18 protein-coding genes are annotated in these 19142 nt (G+C 72.1%); 12 read left to right on the top strand and 6 right to left on the bottom strand.

The window, feature by feature from the left end:
- The first annotated feature begins 6 nt into the window (after positions 1 to 6).
- The 3 genes from ACA089_RS16100 to ACA089_RS16090 all read left to right on the top strand — a co-directional run bounded on the left by ACA089_RS16100 (position 7) and on the right by ACA089_RS16090 (position 2173).
- A complete protein-coding gene (locus ACA089_RS16100) occupies positions 7 to 567 on the top strand; it encodes an NUDIX hydrolase (RefSeq protein ID WP_372018857.1) in 561 nt (186 codons plus the stop codon).
- Positions 545 to 1348 (top strand): N-formylglutamate amidohydrolase, encoded by an 804-nt coding sequence (locus ACA089_RS16095; protein ID WP_372018854.1) that lies wholly within the window; start codon positions 545 to 547, stop codon positions 1346 to 1348. Before ACA089_RS16100 ends, ACA089_RS16095 begins: the two co-directional genes overlap by 23 nt.
- Before the next feature lie 114 nt (positions 1349 to 1462).
- The gene (locus ACA089_RS16090; RefSeq protein WP_372018851.1) at positions 1463 to 2173 is read left to right on the top strand and encodes a DUF2242 domain-containing protein; all 711 of its coding nucleotides are present in this window, start codon (positions 1463 to 1465) and stop codon (positions 2171 to 2173) included.
- Positions 2174 to 2206: 33 nt separating this feature from the next.
- On the opposite strand, the gene pip is transcribed toward ACA089_RS16090, so the two are convergent.
- Both pip and prmC read right to left on the bottom strand, forming a co-directional pair.
- Positions 2207 to 3148, bottom strand: a complete 942-nt coding sequence (pip, locus tag ACA089_RS16085) for a prolyl aminopeptidase (RefSeq protein ID WP_372018849.1) — start codon at positions 3146 to 3148, stop codon at positions 2207 to 2209.
- Between the two features lie 67 nt (positions 3149 to 3215).
- A complete protein-coding gene (prmC, locus tag ACA089_RS16080; protein WP_372018847.1) occupies positions 3216 to 4052 on the bottom strand; it encodes a peptide chain release factor N(5)-glutamine methyltransferase in 837 nt (278 codons plus the stop codon).
- A 186-nt stretch (positions 4053 to 4238) separates the two neighbouring features.
- On the opposite strand from prmC, the gene ahpC reads away from it, so the two are divergent.
- From ahpC to rnk, 4 genes are all read left to right on the top strand, one after another.
- Positions 4239 to 4802 carry an alkyl hydroperoxide reductase subunit C gene (gene ahpC, locus ACA089_RS16075; RefSeq protein ID WP_372018844.1) on the top strand — a complete coding sequence of 188 codons (564 nt, stop codon included), beginning with the start codon at positions 4239 to 4241 and terminating at the stop codon, positions 4800 to 4802.
- A gap of 235 nt (positions 4803 to 5037) precedes the next feature.
- The gene (gene ahpF / locus ACA089_RS16070; protein ID WP_372018841.1) at positions 5038 to 6627 is read left to right on the top strand and encodes an alkyl hydroperoxide reductase subunit F; all 1590 of its coding nucleotides are present in this window, start codon (positions 5038 to 5040) and stop codon (positions 6625 to 6627) included.
- 123 nt (positions 6628 to 6750) lie between these two features.
- A complete protein-coding gene (gene oxyR, locus ACA089_RS16065; RefSeq protein ID WP_372018838.1) occupies positions 6751 to 7716 on the top strand; it encodes a DNA-binding transcriptional regulator OxyR in 966 nt (321 codons plus the stop codon).
- Between the two features lie 148 nt (positions 7717 to 7864).
- Positions 7865 to 8296 (top strand): nucleoside diphosphate kinase regulator, encoded by a 432-nt coding sequence (rnk, locus tag ACA089_RS16060; RefSeq protein WP_372018835.1) that lies wholly within the window; start codon positions 7865 to 7867, stop codon positions 8294 to 8296.
- A gap of 110 nt (positions 8297 to 8406) precedes the next feature.
- On the opposite strand, the gene ACA089_RS16055 is transcribed toward rnk, so the two are convergent.
- From ACA089_RS16055 to gap, 4 genes are all read right to left on the bottom strand, one after another.
- A complete protein-coding gene (locus tag ACA089_RS16055; RefSeq protein ID WP_372018832.1) occupies positions 8407 to 9597 on the bottom strand; it encodes a phosphoglycerate kinase in 1191 nt (396 codons plus the stop codon).
- Positions 9598 to 9717: 120 nt separating this feature from the next.
- Positions 9718 to 11094 carry a DUF3999 domain-containing protein gene (locus ACA089_RS16050; protein ID WP_372018828.1) on the bottom strand — a complete coding sequence of 459 codons (1377 nt, stop codon included), beginning with the start codon at positions 11092 to 11094 and terminating at the stop codon, positions 9718 to 9720.
- 25 nt (positions 11095 to 11119) lie between these two features.
- Complete coding sequence (locus ACA089_RS16045; protein ID WP_372018993.1) at positions 11120 to 13906, bottom strand: DUF2339 domain-containing protein; 2787 nt, start codon at positions 13904 to 13906, stop codon at positions 11120 to 11122.
- 312 nt (positions 13907 to 14218) lie between these two features.
- Positions 14219 to 15223, bottom strand: coding sequence for a type I glyceraldehyde-3-phosphate dehydrogenase (gap, locus tag ACA089_RS16040; RefSeq protein ID WP_372018826.1), 1005 nt, complete (start codon positions 15221 to 15223; stop codon positions 14219 to 14221).
- A gap of 192 nt (positions 15224 to 15415) precedes the next feature.
- On the opposite strand from gap, the gene ACA089_RS16035 reads away from it, so the two are divergent.
- The 5 genes from ACA089_RS16035 to modC are packed head-to-tail and all read left to right on the top strand — an operon-like array spanning position 15416 to position 19142.
- On the top strand, positions 15416 to 16039 hold the full coding sequence (locus tag ACA089_RS16035) for an OmpW/AlkL family protein (protein WP_372018824.1): 624 nt from the start codon (positions 15416 to 15418) through the stop codon (positions 16037 to 16039).
- 53 nt (positions 16040 to 16092) lie between these two features.
- Positions 16093 to 16941 carry a S1/P1 nuclease gene (locus ACA089_RS16030; RefSeq protein WP_372018822.1) on the top strand — a complete coding sequence of 283 codons (849 nt, stop codon included), beginning with the start codon at positions 16093 to 16095 and terminating at the stop codon, positions 16939 to 16941.
- Between the two features lie 44 nt (positions 16942 to 16985).
- A complete protein-coding gene (modA, locus tag ACA089_RS16025; protein WP_372018819.1) occupies positions 16986 to 17768 on the top strand; it encodes a molybdate ABC transporter substrate-binding protein in 783 nt (260 codons plus the stop codon).
- Positions 17769 to 17779: 11 nt separating this feature from the next.
- A complete protein-coding gene (gene modB, locus ACA089_RS16020; RefSeq protein WP_372018816.1) occupies positions 17780 to 18475 on the top strand; it encodes a molybdate ABC transporter permease subunit in 696 nt (231 codons plus the stop codon).
- Positions 18476 to 18527: 52 nt separating this feature from the next.
- A complete protein-coding gene (gene modC / locus ACA089_RS16015; RefSeq protein ID WP_372018812.1) occupies positions 18528 to 19142 on the top strand; it encodes a molybdenum ABC transporter ATP-binding protein in 615 nt (204 codons plus the stop codon).

Genomic DNA, 19142 nt, shown 5'->3' with positions numbered 1-19142 from the left:
CCGACCATGGCCCACGACTCCCGCAGCGACGAACCCCGCACCGTCTACGAAGGCCGCTACCAGCGCATGGTGGTGCGCGGCTCCTGGGAATACTCCGAGCGCACCCACGCCGGCGGCCTCGCGGCGATCATCATCGCCGTCACCCCGCAGGACAACGTGCTGTTCGTCGAGCAGTTCCGGGTGCCGCTGCAGGCGCGCACGATCGAGATGCCGGCCGGCCTGGTCGGCGACATCGACGCCAGCGAGTCGATCGAGCAGTCCTCCATCCGCGAGCTCGAAGAGGAAACGGGCTGGACCGCCGAGCATGCGGAAGTGCTGATGGTCGGCCCGACCTCCTCCGGCGCCAGCAGCGAAAAGATCGCCTTCGTCCGCGCCACCGGCCTGCGCAAGGTCGGCGAAGGCGGCGGCGACGCCAGCGAGGACATCACCGTGCACGAGGTCCCGCGGCCGCAGGCCGCCGCCTGGCTGGCGCGCAAGCTCGGCGAGGGCTACGAACTGGACGCCAAGCTCTGGGCCGGCCTGTGGATGATCGACCACGACCTCGATGGCAGCCCGCGTGGCGCCTGAGGCCTCCGCGCCGCCGGCGCTGCTGCAGGCCGGGGACCCGGCGCCGTTCGAGCTGCTCAATCCCGACGGCGCATCGACATGGCTGTTCGTCGTCGACCATGCCGGTCAGGCGATCCCGCGCGCGCTGGGCGACCTCGGCCTGCCACCGGGCGAGATCGACCGGCACATCGGCTGGGACATCGGCATCGCCGGCGTGGCCCGCCGGCTGGCGGCGAACCTGGATGCGTGGACCGTCCTGCAGGCGTATTCGCGGCTGGTGATCGACTGCAACCGGCCGCTGGATTCGCCGACCCTGGTGGTCGAGCGCAGCGACGGTACGGCCGTGCCGCGCAACGCGGCGCTCGAAGCGGCGGCTCGCCAGGCCCGCGTGCGCGAGATCTTCGCGCCCTACCACGCCTGCATCGCGCAGGCGCTCGACCGGCGCCAGGCCGCGGCCCGGCCGACCCTGCTGGTCACGCTGCACAGCTTCACCCCGGCGATGGGCGGGATCGCGCGCCCGTGGCACTGCGGCGTGCTCTACCACCGCGACTCGCGCCTGGCCCATGCGCTGCGCGATGCACTGCTGGCCGAGGGCGACCTCGTGGTCGGCGACAACCAGCCCTACGCGGTGAGCGACACCAGCGATTACGCGATCCCGGTCCACGGCGAGCAGCGCGGCCTGCCGCACGTGGAACTGGAGATCCGCCAGGACCTGATCGCCGACGACGCGGGCCAGCAGCTGTGGGCGCAACGGCTCGCGCGGCTGCTGCATGCGCTGGAGCCACGCTTCGTTCCAGGCTGAGCCGGGAATGAATCCGTGACCGGCGCCACTGGAAACGGTACCACCGGCGTGCGTTCACGCCCTGCCCGATCCGGCATACTCGCCCGGTTCCCCCGAATCCCCACGATCCGCACGATGCCCGCACCGCGCCCGATCCTACTGCCACTGCTGCTGGCCGCCTCGCTCGGCGGCTGCTCGATGGGTGGAAGCACCAAGCCCTCCCAGAGCGCCTACGAGGCCTTCGATTCGTCCAATACCTATTCGCGCAGCCTGGACCATTCGCCGGCGCAGGCCTGCGAGGCCGTCCGGCGCGCACTGCTGAGCCAGGGCTTCGTGGTCGGCCGCGCCGAAACCGACGTGGTCGAGGCGCGCAAGTATTTCCAGCAGGAGGAAAGCCACGAGCAGGTGGAGTTCCGGGCGGTGTGCATGCCGCAGTTGCGCGGCGACCAGCAGACCGTGGTCTTCGTCAACGCCGTGCAGGACCGCTATGCGCTGCGCAAGAGCAACACCAGCGCCAGCGTGGGCGTGAGCGCGCTGGGCTCGCTGTCGCTGCCGATCGGCTCCAGCGACGATTCGCTGGTGAAGGTCGCCAGCGAAACGCTGCAGGATCCCAACTTCTACAAGCGCTTCTTCGCCGTGCTCGACCGCTTCCTCCCGGAGGAGATCGAGCGGCCGGCCAAGCCGGCAGCCGCGACCCAGGCACAGCCGACGCTGTTCCCGGTCCTTCCGTACCCACAGCCGGTGCCGGCGGAACTCCCCCCCGAGCAGCCGGCCGCCACGGGCCTGCCCGCCGCGCCGCCGGAAGCGCCGGCCACCCCGCCCCCGCAGCCGCCTGCCGGCGGCTGAGCGACCCGCGCCGCACGACGCGGCGCGCCTGCGTCAGGCGAACGCGTGGGTCGCGCGCACCAGCGCGTCGATGTTTTCCGGCTCGAACGCCGAGTGGCCGGAGGCCGGGGTGATTTCCAGCTTCGAAGCCGGCCACGCCTTGTGCAGCTCCCAGGCGCTCTGCAGCGGGCAGACCACGTCGTAGCGGCCGTGCACGATCACGCCGGGGATGCCCGCGATCCGGTGCGCGTCGCGCAGCAGCTGGTCCTCGACCTCGAAGAAGCCGCCGTTGACGAAGTAGTGGTTCTCGATCCGGGCGAACGCCAGGGCGAACTGCGCGTCCTGGTGGCTGCTGACGAAGTCCTGGTCGACGTGGAGGAAGCTGGTCGCCCCCTCCCACACGCTCCACGCCCGGGCGGCGGCCAGCCTGACCGCTTCGTCGTCGCTGGTCAGGCGGCGGTGGAAGGCGGAGATCAGGTCATGGCGCTCCACCGGCGGGATCGCGGCGACGTAGTGCTCCCATGCGTCGGGGAACAGGCGGTTGGCGCCTTCCTGGTAGAACCACTCCAGCTCCCAGCGGCGCAGCATGAAGATGCCGCGCAGCACGAGCTCGGTCACCCGTTGCGGATGGGCCTGCGCGTAGGCCAGCGCCAGGGTCGAGCCCCAGCTGCCGCCGAACACCTGCCAGCGGTCGATGCCCAGCGTCCCGCGGAGCTTCTCGATGTCGGCGACCAGGTCCCAGGTGGTGTTGTCGACCAGGTCGGCATGCGGCCGCGAGCGGCCCGCGCCACGCTGGTCGAACAGCACGATCCGGTACTTCGCCGGATCGTGGAAGCGGCGCATCTTCGCGCTCGAACCGCCTCCCGGCCCGCCGTGGAGCAGCACGACCGGCTTGCCCTGCGGGTTGCCGCACTGCTCGTAATGCAGCTCGTGGCGGGCATCGACCTTCAGCGTGCCGGTATCGAACGGCTCGATCTCGGGATAGAGCGTGCGCATGCGCGGATCCTTGCGGCGGAAAGCGACATTGTATCGGCCGCGCCGCGGCCGATCCCGTGTCCCTTGCCTATCCCGGCAGCCGCCCGAGCGTGACCCGGTCGCGCTGCTCGAGGTCGTGCGCGGTGTGCACCTCGACCATCCCGGCCTGTTCGAGCAGGCCACGCACCGCGGCGCCCTGGTCCAGGCCGTGCTCCAGCAGCAGCCAGCCTCCCGGCACCAGGTGGCGCGGCGCGGCGGCGGTGATCGTGCGGATCGCATCGAGCCCGTCGGGGCCGGAGGACAGCGCGCGGGGCGGTTCGTGCCGGAGGTCGCCCTGCTCCAGGTGGACGTCGCCCTCGGCGATGTAGGGCGGGTTGCTGGCGATCAGGTCGAAGCGGTCGTGGCCCAGGGCCGCGGTCCAGTCGCCGCGCCGGAACCAGACATTGTCGAGCGCATGCGCCTGCGCGTTGGCCACGGCCACCGCCAGGGTCGCCTTGGCCACGTCGGTGGCCACCACCACCGCCTGCGGGCGTTCGCGGGCGATCGCCAGGGCGATCGCCCCGCTGCCGGTACCCAGGTCGGCCACCCGCGCCGGGGCGTCGGCCGGGATGCGGGCCAGTGCCAGCTCCACCAGCAGTTCGGTTTCCGGGCGCGGGATCAGGGTGTCGGGGGTGACCTGCAGGTCGAGGGTCCAGAACCCGCGGCGGCCGGTGAGGTACGCCACCGGCTCGCCGGCCTCGCGCCGGGCGACCAGCGCGCGGAAGGCCCCGGCCACCCCGGCATCCACGGGTTCCGAGCCATGGGCGAACAGCCAGGCGCGATCCCGGCCGAGCGCGTGGAGCAGGAGCGGCTCGGCGTCTTCCCGGCCGATGCGGGCGGCGGCCTCGCGCAACAGCAGGTCGGGGCGGGAGGGAGGGACGTTCATCGGCGGCCACGATGGACCAGCCAGGGCGGAGTGCCAAGCCCTGACGCAGCGCATCAAAGAGCGGCTGTTGATTTTTGATAGGCAATAGCTATCTATGCAATTCCATCAATTGATTTGATCTGTCTATCGAGGCGGCCTAGCATGGCCACCATCGATTCCACCCACCCCCAGCGAAAGGACCCCTCCATGTCCCTGATCAACACCCCGATCAAGCCGTTCAAGGCCACCGCCTTCCAGAACGGCGAGTTCATCGAAGTCACCGACGCCACCCTGAAGGGCAAGTGGTCGGTCCTGATCTTCATGCCGGCCGCCTTCACCTTCAACTGCCCGACCGAGGTCGAGGACGCCGCCAACAACTACGCCGAGTTCCAGAAGGTCGGTGCCGAGGTCTACATCGTGACCACCGACACCCACTTCTCGCACAAGGTGTGGCACGAGACCTCCCCGGCGGTGGGCAAGGCCCAGTTCCCGCTGGTCGGCGACCCGACCCACCAGCTGACGCGCGCCTTCGGCGTGCACATCGAGGAAGAAGGCCTGGCCCTGCGCGGCACCTTCATCATCAACCCGGAAGGCGTGATCAAGACGCTGGAAATCCACAGCAACGAGATCGCCCGCGACGTGTCCGAGACCCTGCGCAAGCTGAAGGCCGCGCAGTTCACCGCCGCCAACCCGGGCCAGGTGTGCCCGGCCAAGTGGAAGGAAGGCGCCCAGACCATCGCCCCGTCGCTGGATCTGGTCGGCAAGATCTAAGCGTCGTACCCGTCCTCCCCGCGCCGCGGGGAGGACACCCTCGCTCCCGCAATGGACCGCGGGAGTGGACCGGAGCCATCGCCCCACGCCGCCGCCGCTCGCGGCACGCCACGCAGGACGCGTCGGCTCCGGTCCACTCCCTCGCAAGCGGCGCCCGCAACGCGGACGCCACGGGCCCGGCTTGCCCGCATTCCGGCCCCGCCATGCCTATCCACCTCCCCCAAGGAGCCGCGCCATGTTGGATGCCAGCCTCAAGACCCAGCTCCAGGCCTACCTGGAGCGCCTCACCCGCCCGGTGCACCTGGTCGCTTCGCTCGACGACGGCGACAGCTCGGCGCAGATGCTCGCGCTGCTGCAGGACATCGAGGCGCTCTCGCCGAAGGTCAGCCTCGAGGTGCGCCGCGACGGCGCGCAGCGCACGCCGTCGTTTGCGGTGACCAGCCCTGGCCACGACATCTCGCTGGCGTTCGCCGGCCTGCCGATGGGCCACGAGTTCACCTCGCTGGTGCTGGCCCTGCTGCAGGCGGGCGGGCATCCGTCCAAGGCGGCCCCCGAGGTCATCGAGCAGGTGAAGTCGCTCGACGGCGAATACGTGTTCGAAACCTATTTCTCGCTGTCCTGCCAGAACTGCCCGGACGTGGTCCAGGCGCTGAACCTGATGGCCGTGCTCAACCCGAAGGTCAGGCACGTGGCGATCGACGGCGCGCTGTTCCAGCAGGAAGTCGAGTCGCGCCAGGTGATGTCGGTGCCGGCGGTGTTCCTCAACGGCGAGCTGTTCGCCTACGGCCGCATGGGCCTGGAGGAGATCGTCGCCAGGCTCGACACCGGTGCCGAAAAGCGCGAAGCCGAGAAGATCGCGAAGAAAGCCGCGTTCGACGTGCTCGTCGTCGGCGGCGGCCCGGCCGGCGCGGCGGCGGCGATCTACGCGGCGCGCAAGGGCATCCGCACGGGCGTGGCGGCCGAACGCTTCGGCGGCCAGGTGCTGGATACCATGGCGATCGAGAACTTCATCTCGGTGCCGCACACCGAGGGGCCGAAGCTGGCGGCGCAGCTGGAACAGCACGTGCGCGAGTACGAGGTGGACGTGATGAACCTGCAGCGCGCCACCGCGCTGGTGCCGGCCGGCGACGACGGCCTGGTCGAAATCCGGCTCGCCAGCGGCGCCTCGCTGAAGTCCAAGACCGTGGTGCTGTCCACCGGCGCGCGCTGGCGGCAGATGAACGTGCCCGGCGAGGACGAATACCGCAACAAGGGCGTGGCCTACTGCCCGCACTGCGACGGCCCGCTGTTCAAGGGCAAGCGCGTGGCGGTGATCGGCGGCGGCAACTCGGGCGTGGAGGCGGCGATCGACCTGGCCGGTATCGTGTCCCACGTCACCCTGGTCGAGTTCGACGGCAAGCTGCGCGCCGACGAGGTGCTGCAGCGCAAGCTGCGCAGCCTGCCCAACGTGCGCGTCATCACCAGCGCGCAGACCACCGAGGTCCTGGGCGACGGCCAGAAAGTCACCGGCCTGGTCTACACCGACCGCGCCGGCCACGACTCGCACCGCATCGACCTGGAAGGCGTGTTCGTCCAGATCGGCCTGCTGCCCAACACCGATTGGCTCAAGGGCACCGTCGAGCTGAGCCCGCGCGGCGAGATCGTGGTCGACGACCGCGGCCAGACCAGCGTGCCGGGCGTGTTCGCCGCCGGCGACTGCACCACCGTGCCGTACAAGCAGATCGTGATCGCGATGGGCGAAGGCTCCAAGGCCGCGCTGGCGGCGTTCGACCACCTGATCCGCAGCCCGGCGCCGAAGGCCACCGCGGTCGCGGAGGCGGCGTGAGCGTTCCGCTGCGGGTCCGGTCCCGCAGCGGCTCCGCACACACGGTAGAGTGGGCGCCACGGGCGGGCCGGCGCATCCGGCGTCCAGGCCGACCCGACGCGCATTCCGGGAGGGCGACCGGCAATGAACCTGCGTGACCTGAAGTACCTGGTGGCGCTGGCCGACCACAAGCATTTCGGCCGGGCCGCGGCGGCGTGCTACGTCAGCCAGCCCACGCTCTCGACCCAGATCCGCAAGCTCGAGGACGAACTGGGCGTGCCCCTGGTCGAGCGTGCGCCGCGCAAGGTGATGCTCACGCCCGCCGGCCGCGAGGCCGCGGAACGGGCGCGGCGAATCGTGGCCGAAGTCGAGCAGATGAAGGAAGCCGCGCGCCGCAGCCAGGATCCGGAAGCCGGCACGGTCAGGCTCGGCATCTTCCCGACCCTGGCGCCGTACCTGCTGCCGCACGTGGTGCCGCGGGTCCGCGCCCGCTTCCCGCAGCTGGAACTGCTGCTGGTGGAGGAGAAGAGCGACGAACTGCTGTCGCGCCTGCGCGAGGGCCGGCTCGACGCCGCGGTGCTCGCCCTGCCGGTGCACGACGAGCAGCTGCATGCGGAGTTCCTGTTCGAGGAGCCCTTCGTGCTGGCCGTGCCGGAAAACCATCCGCTCTCGCACCGCGACGCGCTGACGCTCGACGAACTGGCCGAGCAGCGCCTGCTGCTTCTTGAAGACGGCCACTGCCTGCGCGAGCAGGCGCTGGACGTGTGCCGCCTGTCCGGCGCGCACGAGAAGACCGAATTCCGCGCCACCAGCCTGGAGACGCTGCGGCAGATGGTCGCCGCCAACGTCGGCGTCACCCTGCTGCCCACCCTGGCGGTGAAGCCGCCGGTCGCGCGGTCGGAGAACATCCACCTGCTGCGCTTCGCCGATTCGCATCCCAGCCGCAGCATCGCCATGGTCTGGCGGCGCAGCTCGGCGATGGCGGCGTTCCTGGCCCGGCTCGCGCAGGTGTTCCGCGACCTGCCCGAAGGCCTGCTGTCCCCGGGCGAGCCGGCGGCACCACCGGTGCAACGCACCGTCGCGCCCCCGCCACGCAGCGAGTGGGGCTGAACCGGCCCCCGGCGCGGCGCCCGCCCGCGGTTGAAACACGGCCGGTTCCGGGCTACGGTTTCCCCACAAACCAGTGAACCGAGGCGGAGCGGAGACGCGCCGCCTTTTCTTCATGCGCGCGATGCGCGCCCGACCCTCGAGGAACACCATGCCTGCCCAGCCCACCAGCGGCCTGCCGCCTTCCCTGATCGTCTCCAGCCGCGACCTCGCCCGGCTCGAGGCCCTGCTCGACTCCCCGGTGCTGAGCCGCCATCCGGCCGCGCTCGCGCTGATGGACGAGCTCAACCGCGCCGAAGTCCTGCCGCCGGACCAGATTCCCCCCGACGTGGTGACGATGCATTCGCGGGTCGAATGCGAGGACGTCGCCAACGGCGAAGAACACGTGCTGACCCTGGTCTATCCCAACGAGGCCGACGTGGAGCGCGGGCGCGTGTCGGTGCTCGCCCCGGTCGGTACCGCCCTGCTCGGCCTGTCGGTCGGCCAGAGCATCGACTGGCAGGCCCCCGGCGGCCGCCCGCTCAAGCTGCGGGTCAAGTCGGTCCGCTACCAGCCCGAAGCGGCGGGCGATTTCCACCGCTGACCGCCAGACCACCGCGCCGGCCGTGCCACGAGCCGCCGCTGCGCGCGGCACCACCGAACGACAAGCGGCCCGTCACCGGGCCGCTTCGCGTTGCCGATGGATCCGCCGCGTCAGCCGCCGCGTGCCGCCAGCGCCGCCACCGCCGGCAGGGTCTTGCCCTCGAGGAATTCGAGGAAGGCGCCGCCGCCGGTGGAGATGTAGCTGACGTCCTGCTCGATGCCGAACTTGTCGACCGCCGCCAGCGTGTCGCCGCCGCCGGCGATCGAGAACGCCTTCGACCCGGCGATCGCGCGCGCCACCGCCGCGGTGCCGCCGGCGAAAGCGTCGAACTCGAACACGCCGACCGGACCGTTCCAGACCACCGTGCCGGCGTCGGCGACCAGTTGCGCGTAGCGCGCGCCGGTCTGCGGCCCGATGTCCAGGATCAGGTCGTCAGCGGCGACCTCGTCCAGCGCCTTCACCGTGGCTTCGGCATCGGCGGAGAACGCCTTGGCCACCACCACGTCGCTCGGCAGCGGGATCTCGGCGCCGCGCGCCTTGGCGTCGGCGAGGATCTTCTTCGCGGTGTCGAGCAGGTCGGGCTCGTACAGCGACTTGCCCACCGGATGGCCGAGCGCGGCGAGGAAGGTGTTGGCGATGCCGCCGCCGACGATCAGCTGGTCGACCTTGCCGACCAGGCTGGTCAGCAGTTCGAGCTTGGTCGAGACCTTGCTGCCGGCGACGATCGCCAGCAGCGGCCGCGCCGGGCTGGCCAGCGCCTTGTCCAGCGCGTCGAGCTCGGCCATCAGCAGCGGGCCGCCCGCGGCGACCGGGGCGAAGCGGATCGCGCCGTGGGTCGAGGCCTGCGCGCGGTGCGCGGTGCCGAAGGCATCCATCACGAACACATCGCACAGCGCGGCGTACTTCTTCGACAGGGCTTCGTCGTCCTTGCCCTCGCCGACGTTCATGCGGCAGTTCTCCAGCAGCACGACCTGGCCCGGCTTAACCTCGACGCCGTCGACCCAGTCGCGTACCAGCGGCACGTCCACGCCCAGCAGCTGCGACAGGCGGGCGGCGACCGGCGCCAGCGAATCGGCTTCGCTCCACACGCCTTCCTTCGGCCGACCCAGGTGCGAGGTGACCATCACCGCCGCGCCCTTCTGCAGCGCCAGCCGGATGGTGGGCACCGAGGCGGTGATGCGCTGCTCGGAGGTGATGCGGCCCGGCTGTCCGTCGACGTGCTCGATCGGCACGTTGAGGTCTTGCCGGATCAGCACGCGCTTGCCGGCGAGGTCGAGGTCGGTCATGCGGACGATGGACATGAGGCGGGCTCGTTGCGTTGGGGAGAAGTCATGGCCGCGCGGGGTGGCGCTCCGCGGCGGCGCGGACCGGCATTGTCCCGCCCATGCGCCGACGCGGCAAACCGTCCACCGCGGGACGGCTCAGTCCGCGCGCGGGCGTTGCCGCAGCAGGCTCAGGCCCAGCGCGGCCACCAGCACCGCGCCACCGACCAGCAACGCCCACAGCAGCAGGCTCTTCCAGTCGACGGTCCGCTGCGCCTGCAGCGCACGCTCGCCGGCCAGTTCCTCCGCGTCCCCGGACAGGTACGCGGGCGCGGGCTGCCAGCCGGCGCCGCGCTGGCCGCGCAGGGCGTCCAGCAGTGCGGGAATCGGCGCATCGGCGCGGCGCGCACGGGCGCTGCCCGCGGCCAGCGCATACGGCGGCGCGCCCTGGGCCAGGAACACCACCACCTCCGGCCGGTAGCCCAGGCGCAGCACCGGCTGCGCGGTGCCCACCGCACTGCCGGCGCCCAGCCGCCACTGGCGGTCGCGCACCACCATCGCCAGCGGCCGCGGATCGGAATGGCTGGCCCCGCCCGCACCGCCCACCTGGAACGCCATCCACGGCCCGGCGCGCCAGATCCACGAGGCGTCGTCGCGTTCGCGGCTGTGCAAGGTCCACTCCACCGCGTTGTTGCCGGGCAGGCGGACATCGGCGCGCTCGACCGGGAAGCGTCCGGGCAGGTCGAACTCGAAGAACTCGCGGCCGCCTTCGCTGCGGCGCCGGCCTTCGATTTCCACCCATTCCCAGCGCGCTTCCGGCGGCGGCGGCGCCAGTTCGGCCACCACCCCGCGCAGCACCGGCGCCGGGCCGGGCCGCACCGGCAGCAGCCGCAGGTAGCGGGCCTGGCCATCCAGCTCGATCCGGCCCTGGCGCAGGCGTTCGCCCCCGCGCTCGAGGTCCAGCAGGGTCGTGCCTTCGTTGAGCGTGCGCCACTGGCGCAGGTCGTTGCTGCCCTCGACCCGGTAGCGCGCCTGCAGCGACTCGCGCGGCACGTCCCAGTCCAGCAGCAGCGCGCGCACCGGTTCGCGCAGGCGGCTGGCGTCGACCAGCCACTGCCCACCGGCGGTGGAGGCCGGCGTCGACGGGCCGATGCCGGCCTCGATGCGGACGATGCCTCCCTCCGCGTCGCGCTCGGCGACCAGGCGCAGGTCGCCGCCGCCAGCAGCCGGATCCAGCGTCGGCAGCGGGAACCACGGCAACGCCAGCGTGCGCGGCGCCTGCGCCAGCGGCTGGGCCTGCGACAGCAACGCGGCGGGCAATGACTGGCCCTCCGCGTTGAACACCTCCACGTCCGCCAGCGCGGCATCGGCGGCGCTGCGGTACACCGCCTCGTCCAGCAGCACGCGATAGGCGCCGCTCTCTTCCTGGCCCAGGGTCAGCGGCCACTGCCGCGCATATTCGTCGCGCGCTCCCGCCGCGGCATCGGCCGCCACCGACAGCGACAGCACCAGGGCCAGCCAGCCTGAGATCCTCATTCCCGTCACTCCGATGCGATGGCGATCATGCATGCGACCCGGCCGGCGCCGACGTGCGCGGCGGGGCCGGCGCCAGGTAGCCGACGATCGTGCACAGCACGCCGTAAGCGATGAAGGAAACGATGCCGAGCATCCCGCCCAGGTGCTGGCGATCGACCAACAGCAGCTTGGCCAGGACCACCCCCATCAGCAGCGCGCCGGCCAGCCACAGGCCGCGGCGGCCGCGGCGCGAACCGGTGATCCAGCCGATCACGCCGAGCACGCTCCACACCACGGTCAGGCTGGTCTGGGCCAGGCTGCTGGACAGCAGGTCCGGCTCCCAGGCCACGCCGCCCCAGTGATGCACGCCGCGCAGGGTGCTCGCGCTGAGCAGCACGAACCCGACGGCGGCGACCAGGCCGATGCGCATTGGTCGCAGCGCCGGTGGCGCCGAAGGCGACCACAGCCACGCCGCGGCCAGCAGCAGGGCCAGCGAATGGACGAGCTCGGCCGGATTGAGCAGCGGCAGCCACGGCAGCGGCGAGGCCGGCGCGGCGTGGCGCAATGCCAGCAGCCAGTCCAGCGCGACCACCGCGAACGCGACGCACAGCAGCGGCGTGCGCACGGCATCCGCCAGGGCGCCGCGCGGCATCGCCAGCCAGGGCCAGCGCCACAGCGCCAGCGCGACCAGCACCAGCCACGGCCCGATGCCCAGCGCGAGATGCCAGCCCTGCGCCAGGCCGGCGTCGGTCGACCACCAGCCGGCCCACAGCGACAGCACCGTCGTCCACGCCAGCCACCAGGCGAACTGCGCCAGGCTGGCGAGCCGGCTCCCGTCCCCGCGCAGGCAGGCCAGGCTGCGCAGGCCCAGCAGCGCGAACGCGGCCCAGGCCACCAGCCCGTAGTCGCCGCCGAACGGGTGGGCGTGCGCGGCGTGCTGCACCAACGCCAGCGGCAAGGCCAGCACGAACCCGCCCGCCACGGTCCACGCCAGCGCCCGCGCCGGACGCAGGCGGTGCACTTCCGCCGCCAGCCAGGCGGTGACGATGGCGAACACCAGCAGCGCGTCCGCCCGCGCCACGGGCTCGACGAAGCGGTCGATCTCGTGGATGCCGTTTCCGCACCACCAGGCCAGGCCCCACAGGTAGAACGCGGCCGCACGCAGGCCTGCACCGTGCGGGCGTGCGGCCCACGCGCTGGCGAAGCCGGCCAGCGCGATCAGCAGCGCGCCCATCGCGGTCGGATTGAACAGCGGGCGGAGGTCGCCGCCGGCATCGTCCAGCGCCCCCACCAGCAGCGCGCACGCGGCCAGCAACTGCAGCGCGGTCCCGGAGAACACCGGCAGCGCGCGCCCCTGGCGCAGGCCGAGCCACACCAGGCCCGCGCCTTCCAGCGCGAACACGCTGGCCGTCGCCCGCGCGGTCAGGGCCAGCGGCACCGCCAGGGTGGCGAAGCCGACCGCGAGGATCGCGTGCGACTGGCCGAGCACGCGGTAGCCGGTGCGCCGGAGCAACGCCCATGCCAGCGCGGCATGGAGCGCGCCCAGGCCGAGCGCGCACAACGCCAGCGGCATGCGGCTCGCCTCCGGGTAGAGCCCATCCAGCAGGCCGGCCTGCATCGTGAAGGCCACCAGCGGCGTGCCGAACACCAGGCAGCCATCGACCAGGTCGCGCCGTCCTTCCGGCCGGCGTCGCGCGAACAGGATCGGCACCAGCAGGTAGAAGACGAAGAACAGCACCAGGAATGGCTGGGTGCTGCCGTACTTCTCCGGCGCATAGCCGGTGACGCCCCACAGCCCGCCGATGCCGAAGGTGAAGGCGAAGCCCAGCAAGTTGAGGATCCGCCACGCCTTGAACCAGGCGATCGCCACGATCGCCGCGTTGAGCACCGCGTAGTACGAGAACAGTGCCACGTGGTTGCCGCTGCCGGTGGACAACCACAGCGGGGCGAGGAAACCGGCCAGCAGCGCGAACACCGCCAGCGCCTTGGCATCCTGCAGCACCGCCAGCAGGCCCATGCCCGCCACCAGCACCACGCTCAGCGCGAACGCCGCGCCGGCCGGCAGCACGCCGTACAGCTTGAAAGCCGCGTACACGGTCAACAGCAGCACGCCGATCGCGCCGCCCTGCAGGCTCAGCGCGAACACCCGGTTGCTCTCGCGCCGGCGCCAGGCGAAGCCCAGCGCGGCCAGCGCCACCGCGGCCACGCCGGCCAGGCGCAGCTCCATCGGCACCACGAACAGGCCCTGGTCGCTGGCGTACTTGAGCAGCGCGGCCACGCCGGCCAGCAGCACCAGCATGCCGATCTTCACCGGCACGTTGCCGACGGTGAACCAGCGCTTGACCGTGCGCAGCAGCGCCGCTCCCGGATCGGGCCGGCCAGGAGGGACGTCATGGGGGCGCGGCGGCGGCGGCAAGGGAGGCGGGCCTGCCGCGTGCGTGGCGTCGGCCACCGGTGCTGCCGGTGCCACGGGACCGCGCACCGACGCTGGGGGCGCCGGCGCCGGCACCGCCGCCGGAGCGGCCGCGACCGGCAAAGGCGGCGCCGGGGATTCCGTCGCCGGGCGCTGGCGCATCAGGTCGGCCAGCGTCGGTTCCACGCCGGCGGCCGGCGCGACGGCATCCGCGAGCGGCCCGGCGGACTCCCGCGCGGGGATCGCATCCGGGCCGGGGGCACGCCCCGGCACGCCATGCCGCAGTTCGGCGAGCGCGCGCTCGAGCACGCCTACCCGTTCCTTGAGCGCCGACAGCGACAGCAGCGCCATGACCAGCAGCACCGGCATGGCCAGCATCGCCAGGCCCAGCAGCACCAGGATCCCCACCAGTCCGTCCATCCGTCCCCCGTCCGTCGTCGTCCCCGTACGTTCCGCAGCGGCCNACAGCAGCGCCATGACCAGCAGCACCGGCATGGCCAGCATCGCCAGGCCCAGCAGCACCAGGATCCCCACCAGTCCGTCCATCCGTCCCCCGTCCGTCGTCGTCCCCGTACGTTCCGCAGCGGCCGCCGGCGTCTCCCTGCCGGCGCGGTCCCGGCAGCGTCGGCGAAGCGCCGACGCTTTGCAAGGCGCGCCCGGGCGCGCCGAAACGCCTGCACCGGCGCAAAGAAAAGGGCGCCCGGGGCGCCCTTTTCGTTCACGCGTTGCCGCTTACTTCGCGGCGACGACCCGGACCATTTCCAGGCACTTGTTCGAGTAGCCCCACTCGTTGTCGTACCACGCCACCAGCTTGACGAAGGTCGGGTCGAGCTGGATGCCGGCATCGGCGTCGAAGATCGAGGTGCGGGTGTCGCCGACGAAATCGGTCGCCACCACCTTGTCCTCGGTGTAGCCCAGGATGCCCTTGAGCGCGCCTTCGCTCTGCGCCTTGATCTCGGCCTTGATCTCCTCGTAGCTGGCCGGGTTCTCGAGTTCGGCGGTCAGGTCGACCACCGACACGTCCGACGTCGGCACGCGGAAGCTCATGCCGGTCAGCTTCTTGTTCAGCGCCGGGATCACCACGCCGACCGCCTTGGCCGCGCCGGTGGACGAGGGAATGATGTTCTCCAGGATGCCGCGGCCGCCGCGCCAGTCCTTGTTGCTCGGGCCGTCGACCGTCTTCTGGGTGGCGGTGGCCGCGTGCACGGTGGTCATCAGGCCGCGCTTGATGCCCCACTTGTCGTGGATGACCTTGGCCAGCGGCGCCAGGCAGTTGGTGGTGCACGACGCGTTGGAGACGATCGCCTGGCCGGCGTAGGTCTCGTGGTTGACGCCGAACACGAACATCGGCGTGTCGTCCTTCGACGGCGCCGACAGCACGACCTTCTTCGCGCCCGCGTCCAGGTGCTTCTGCGCGGTGGCCTTGTCCAGGAACAGGCCGGTCGATTCGATGACCACTTCGGCACCGACCTCGTCCCACTTCAGGTTGGCCGGGTCGCGCTCCTGGGTCAGGCGGATCTTCCTGCCGTTGACGACCAGGGTGTTGCCCTCGACCTTCACCTCGCCCTTGAAGCGGCCGTGCACGGAGTCGTACTGCAGCATGTAGGCCAGGTAATCCGGCTCGAGCAGGTCGTTGATCGCCACGATCTCGATGTCGTCGCCGAAATTCTGCACCGCCGAACGCAGCACGTTGCGGCCGATGCGGCCGAAGCCGTTGATGCCAACCTTGATCGCCATTGCTGAGGACTCCTGACGCCGCGGCGAGCGCGGCCCGTGGTGGAAAAAAAGGACTGAACGGAACTGGAACAGGGCCGCCATTCTAGCACCGGGCCCTGCGCCGCCCCCGTCCGTCTTGACTGCAATCAAGGCGTGCCCGGGGCATGGGCCGGAAACTGGCGCCAACCTCCACGAGCCCACGAGCACTTGCCCATGAAACAGAAGCGCCTCCCCGCCCTTGTCGCCGCCAGCCTTGCCTTCGCCGCCGTCCCGGCCTTCGCCCAGTCCGCCGGCGACTGGACCGTCGGCATCGGCGTCCACCAGGTCGACCCCACGTCGGACAACGGCGCGCTGGCCGGCGGGACGCTGCCGCTGTCGATCGACAGCGACGCCAAGCCGAGCGTGACCTTCGAATACTTCGTCCGCGACAACCTCGGCATCGAGGTGCTGGGCGCGCTGCCGTTCAAGCACGAAATCGCGGTCAAGGGCGTGGGCAAGGTGGGCGAGACCAAGCACCTGCCGCCCACCTTCACCCTGCAGTACCACTTCAACAGCGCCGGCAAGGTATCGCCGCTGCTGGGCATCGGTCTGAACTACACCACCTTCTTCAGCGAGGACACCACCGGCGCGCTGGCCGGCACCGACCTCGAACTGGAGGATTCCTGGGGCTTGGCCGCCCATGCCGGCCTGGACTTCAAGGTCAGCGACCGCGGCGCGCTGCGCGTGGACGTGCGCTGGGCCGACATCGACACCAGGGTGAAGGTCGACGGCGCCAGCCTGGGCACGGCCAACATCGACCCGCTGGTCTACGGCGTCGCGTACGTGCACAACTTCTGAACCTTGCTGGCGGGCAGGGGGAGGGCTGCGGGCGGGTCGGTTAAAGTGCCGGCATGACCCCCATCCCTCCCCGTTTTCCGTCCAGCCGTCCCCTCCGGCGCCGCCCGTCTCCCTGGCTGGCGGCCCTGCTCGCGTGTTCGGTCGCGCTGCCCGCGCAGGCATGGGGCCCGCTCGGGCACCGCCTCGTCGCCCGCCTGGCCGAGGACGCGCTGACGCCGCAGGCCCGCGCCGGCATCGACCGGCTGCTGCAGGCCGAGCCGGACCCGGGCCTGGCCGGCATCGCCAGCTGGGCCGACGACTTGCGTGCCACCGACCCTGGCCTGGGCAAGCGCTCGGCGCGCTGGCATTACGTCAACATCGGCGACCCGGGTTGCGCCTTCGACGCCGACCGCGACTGCCCCGGTGGCGACTGCGTGGTCGCCGCGATCGAAACCCAGGCGCGCATCCTCGCAGACCGCAGCCTCAGCGATGCCGAACGGCGGCAGGCGCTGAAGTTCGTCGTGCACTTCGTGGGCGACGTGCACCAGCCGCTGCATGCCGGCCACGCGCACGACCGCGGCGGCAACGACTACCAGGTCAACTGGCGCGGCAAGGGCGGCAACCTGCACTCGCTGTGGGACAGCGGCATGCTCAACGCGCAGGGCCTGGACGAGGACGCGTGGCTGGCGCGGCTGCGCGCCCTGCCGGCGCCGGCCGCCGTGTCGCCGCTGCCGGCGCGCGCGCCCCAGCGGTGGGCCGAGCAGTCCTGCCGCGTGGTGGTGGCGCCCGGCTTCTATCCCGGCGGGCATGTGATCGACCAGGGCTACGTCGATGCGCACCTGCCGGTGGCCGAGGCGCAGCTGCGGCTGGCCGGCGCGCGCCTGGCCGCCACCCTCAACGCCGCGTTCGCCGCCCCGCGCTGACCCGCCCGCCCCACGCCGTACCCCGTCCCCACCGGAGAACGACGATGCCCGTGCTGAACATCCCGCTGCTCCGCCGCCTCGCGTTCGTGCTGCTTGCCGCCTTCGCGGCGGCGCCGGGGCACGCCGCCGACCGCGCGCCGCTGACCGTGTTCGCCGCAGCCAGCCTGAAGGAGTCCCTGGACGAGGCGGCGACCGCCTACACCAGGGCCACCGGCACGCCGGTGCGCGTGTCCTACGCCGCCAGTTCGGCGCTGGCGCGCCAGGTCGAGCAGGGTGCGCCGGCGCAGGTGTTCGCCTCGGCCGACATCGAATGGATGGACCACCTGCAGCGACGCGGGCTGCTCGATGCCGGCAGCCGGCATGACCTGCTCGGCAACCGGCTGGTCCTGGTCGCACCGCGCTCCGGCCCCGCCACGGTCGACCTGTCCAGGCCGGGCGCCATCGCCACCGCGCTCGGCCAGGGCCGCCTCGCCATCGGCCAGACGGCGACCGTGCCGGCCGGCAAGTACGCGCGCGCCTCGCTGGAATCGCTCGGGCAATGGGACGGCGTCAAGGGCCGGCTGGCCGAATCGGAAAGCGTGCGCGCGGCGCTGATGCTGGTGGCGCGGGGCGAGACGCCGCTCGGCATCGTCTACGCCTCCGACGCGAAGGCCGAACCGCGCGTGCGCGTGGTGGCGACCTTCCCCGAGGGCAGCCATCCGCCGATCGTGTATCCGGTGGCGGCGCTGCGCGGGGCGCCGGCGTCGGCCCGCGATTTCGTGCGCTGGCTGTCGTCGCCGGCCGCGCGCGCGATCTTCGAGCGTCGCGGCTTCGACGTGCTGGACTGAGCCCGCCCCTGATGGAGTGGTTCTCGCCCGCCGAAACGACCGCCATCGGCCTCAGCCTGAAGGTCGCCGTGGTCGCCGCGCTGGCCAGCCTGCCGTTCGGCGTGGCGGTGGCTTGGCTGCTGGCGCGCCGGCGCTTCCCCGGCAAGGCCCTGCTCGATGCGCTGGTGCACCTGCCGCTGGTGCTGCCGCCGGTGGTGATGGGCTATGCGCTGCTGGTGATGTTCGGCAACCAGGGGCCGCTCGGCCGCTGGCTGCACGACACGCTCGGCATCACCCTGGCCTTCCGCTGGACCGGCGCGGCACTGGCCTGCGCGGTGATGGGGTTCCCGCTGATGGTGCGCGCGATCCGGCTGTCGATCGAGAACGTGGACCGCCGGCTGGAACAGGCCGCCGCCACCCTCGGCGCCGCGCCCTGGCGCGTGTTCCTCACCGTGACCCTGCCGCTGGCCTGGCCGGGCCTGGTGGCCGGCGTGGCGCTGGCCTTCGCCAAGGCGCTGGGCGAGTTCGGCGCGACCATCACCTTCGTCTCCGCGATCCCGGGGGAAACCCAGACGCTGTCCTCGGCCATCTACGGCCTGATGCAGGTGCCGGGCGCCGAGGCCGGGATCTGGCGGCTGGCGGCGGTGTCGCTGCTGATCTCCCTGGGCGCGCTGCTGCTGTCGGAATGGCTGGTGCGGCGCCAGCGTCGCGCGGAGGACGAGGAATGAGCGCCGCACAGGACCGCATGGCGCGGCCACGCGCACGGGCGGGGGCCGGGCGATGCTGAGCATCGACCTGCAGCTGCGCCGCGGCGGCTTCCGGCGCCACGTGCGGATCGAGGAGCAGGCGCGCGTGGTCGCGCTGGCCGGCCCGTCCGGGGCCGGGAAGACCACCGTGCTCAATGCGATCGCCGGACTGGTGCGGCCGCAGTCGGGCCATATCCGCATCGACGAACGCGTGCTGTACGACAGCGCGCATGGCGTCGACCTGCCCGCGCACCGCCGGCGCATCGGCTACGTGTTCCAGGACGCACGGCTGTTCCCGCACCTGGACGTGCGCCGCAACCTGCGCTACGGCCGCCACGGCGGCGCGCAGGCCCGGTTCGGCTTCGAGGCGGTGGTGGAGCTGCTCGGCATCGGCCACCTGCTGGCGCGGCGCACCGCCAACCTTTCCGGCGGCGAGGCGCAGCGCGTGGCGATCGGTCGCGCCCTGCTGTCGCAGCCGGCGATCCTGCTGTTCGACGAGCCGCTCACCGCGCTCGACCAGGCGCGGCGCGAGGAACTGATCCCCTACCTGCAGCGGGTGCGCGACGAGGTGCGCCTGCCGATGCTCTACGTCAGCCACCATCCCGACGAGGTGCGGCGGCTGGCCGATGCGGTGCACGTGCTGGAGTGA

The sequence above is a fragment of the Pseudoxanthomonas fibrivorans genome, assembly GCF_041464125.1.
GTDB lineage: Bacteria > Pseudomonadota > Gammaproteobacteria > Xanthomonadales > Xanthomonadaceae > Pseudoxanthomonas.
Note: the sequence above shows the minus strand (reverse complement) of the source record. Positions and strands in the feature narration are given on the sequence as shown.

Bases quoted from the DNA above. Each gene is read 5' to 3' on its own strand.
- ACA089_RS16100 (WP_372018857.1), top strand. From the start codon at position 7: ATGGCCCACGACTCCCGCAGCGACGAACCCCGCACCGTCTACGAAGGC.
- ACA089_RS16095 (WP_372018854.1), top strand. From the start codon at position 545: ATGGCAGCCCGCGTGGCGCCTGAGGCCTCCGCGCCGCCGGCGCTGCTG.
- ACA089_RS16090 (WP_372018851.1), top strand. From the start codon at position 1,463: ATGCCCGCACCGCGCCCGATCCTACTGCCACTGCTGCTGGCCGCCTCG.
- pip (WP_372018849.1), bottom strand. From the start codon at position 3,148: ATGCGCACGCTCTATCCCGAGATCGAGCCGTTCGATACCGGCACGCTG.
- prmC (WP_372018847.1), bottom strand. From the start codon at position 4,052: ATGAACGTCCCTCCCTCCCGCCCCGACCTGCTGTTGCGCGAGGCCGCC.
- ahpC (WP_372018844.1), top strand. From the start codon at position 4,239: ATGTCCCTGATCAACACCCCGATCAAGCCGTTCAAGGCCACCGCCTTC.
- ahpF (WP_372018841.1), top strand. From the start codon at position 5,038: ATGTTGGATGCCAGCCTCAAGACCCAGCTCCAGGCCTACCTGGAGCGC.
- oxyR (WP_372018838.1), top strand. From the start codon at position 6,751: ATGAACCTGCGTGACCTGAAGTACCTGGTGGCGCTGGCCGACCACAAG.
- rnk (WP_372018835.1), top strand. From the start codon at position 7,865: ATGCCTGCCCAGCCCACCAGCGGCCTGCCGCCTTCCCTGATCGTCTCC.
- ACA089_RS16055 (WP_372018832.1), bottom strand. From the start codon at position 9,597: ATGTCCATCGTCCGCATGACCGACCTCGACCTCGCCGGCAAGCGCGTG.
- ACA089_RS16050 (WP_372018828.1), bottom strand. From the start codon at position 11,094: ATGAGGATCTCAGGCTGGCTGGCCCTGGTGCTGTCGCTGTCGGTGGCG.
- ACA089_RS16045 (WP_372018993.1), bottom strand. From the start codon at position 13,906: ATGGACGGACTGGTGGGGATCCTGGTGCTGCTGGGCCTGGCGATGCTG.
- gap (WP_372018826.1), bottom strand. From the start codon at position 15,223: ATGGCGATCAAGGTTGGCATCAACGGCTTCGGCCGCATCGGCCGCAAC.
- ACA089_RS16035 (WP_372018824.1), top strand. From the start codon at position 15,416: ATGAAACAGAAGCGCCTCCCCGCCCTTGTCGCCGCCAGCCTTGCCTTC.
- ACA089_RS16030 (WP_372018822.1), top strand. From the start codon at position 16,093: ATGACCCCCATCCCTCCCCGTTTTCCGTCCAGCCGTCCCCTCCGGCGC.
- modA (WP_372018819.1), top strand. From the start codon at position 16,986: ATGCCCGTGCTGAACATCCCGCTGCTCCGCCGCCTCGCGTTCGTGCTG.
- modB (WP_372018816.1), top strand. From the start codon at position 17,780: ATGGAGTGGTTCTCGCCCGCCGAAACGACCGCCATCGGCCTCAGCCTG.
- modC (WP_372018812.1), top strand. From the start codon at position 18,528: ATGCTGAGCATCGACCTGCAGCTGCGCCGCGGCGGCTTCCGGCGCCAC.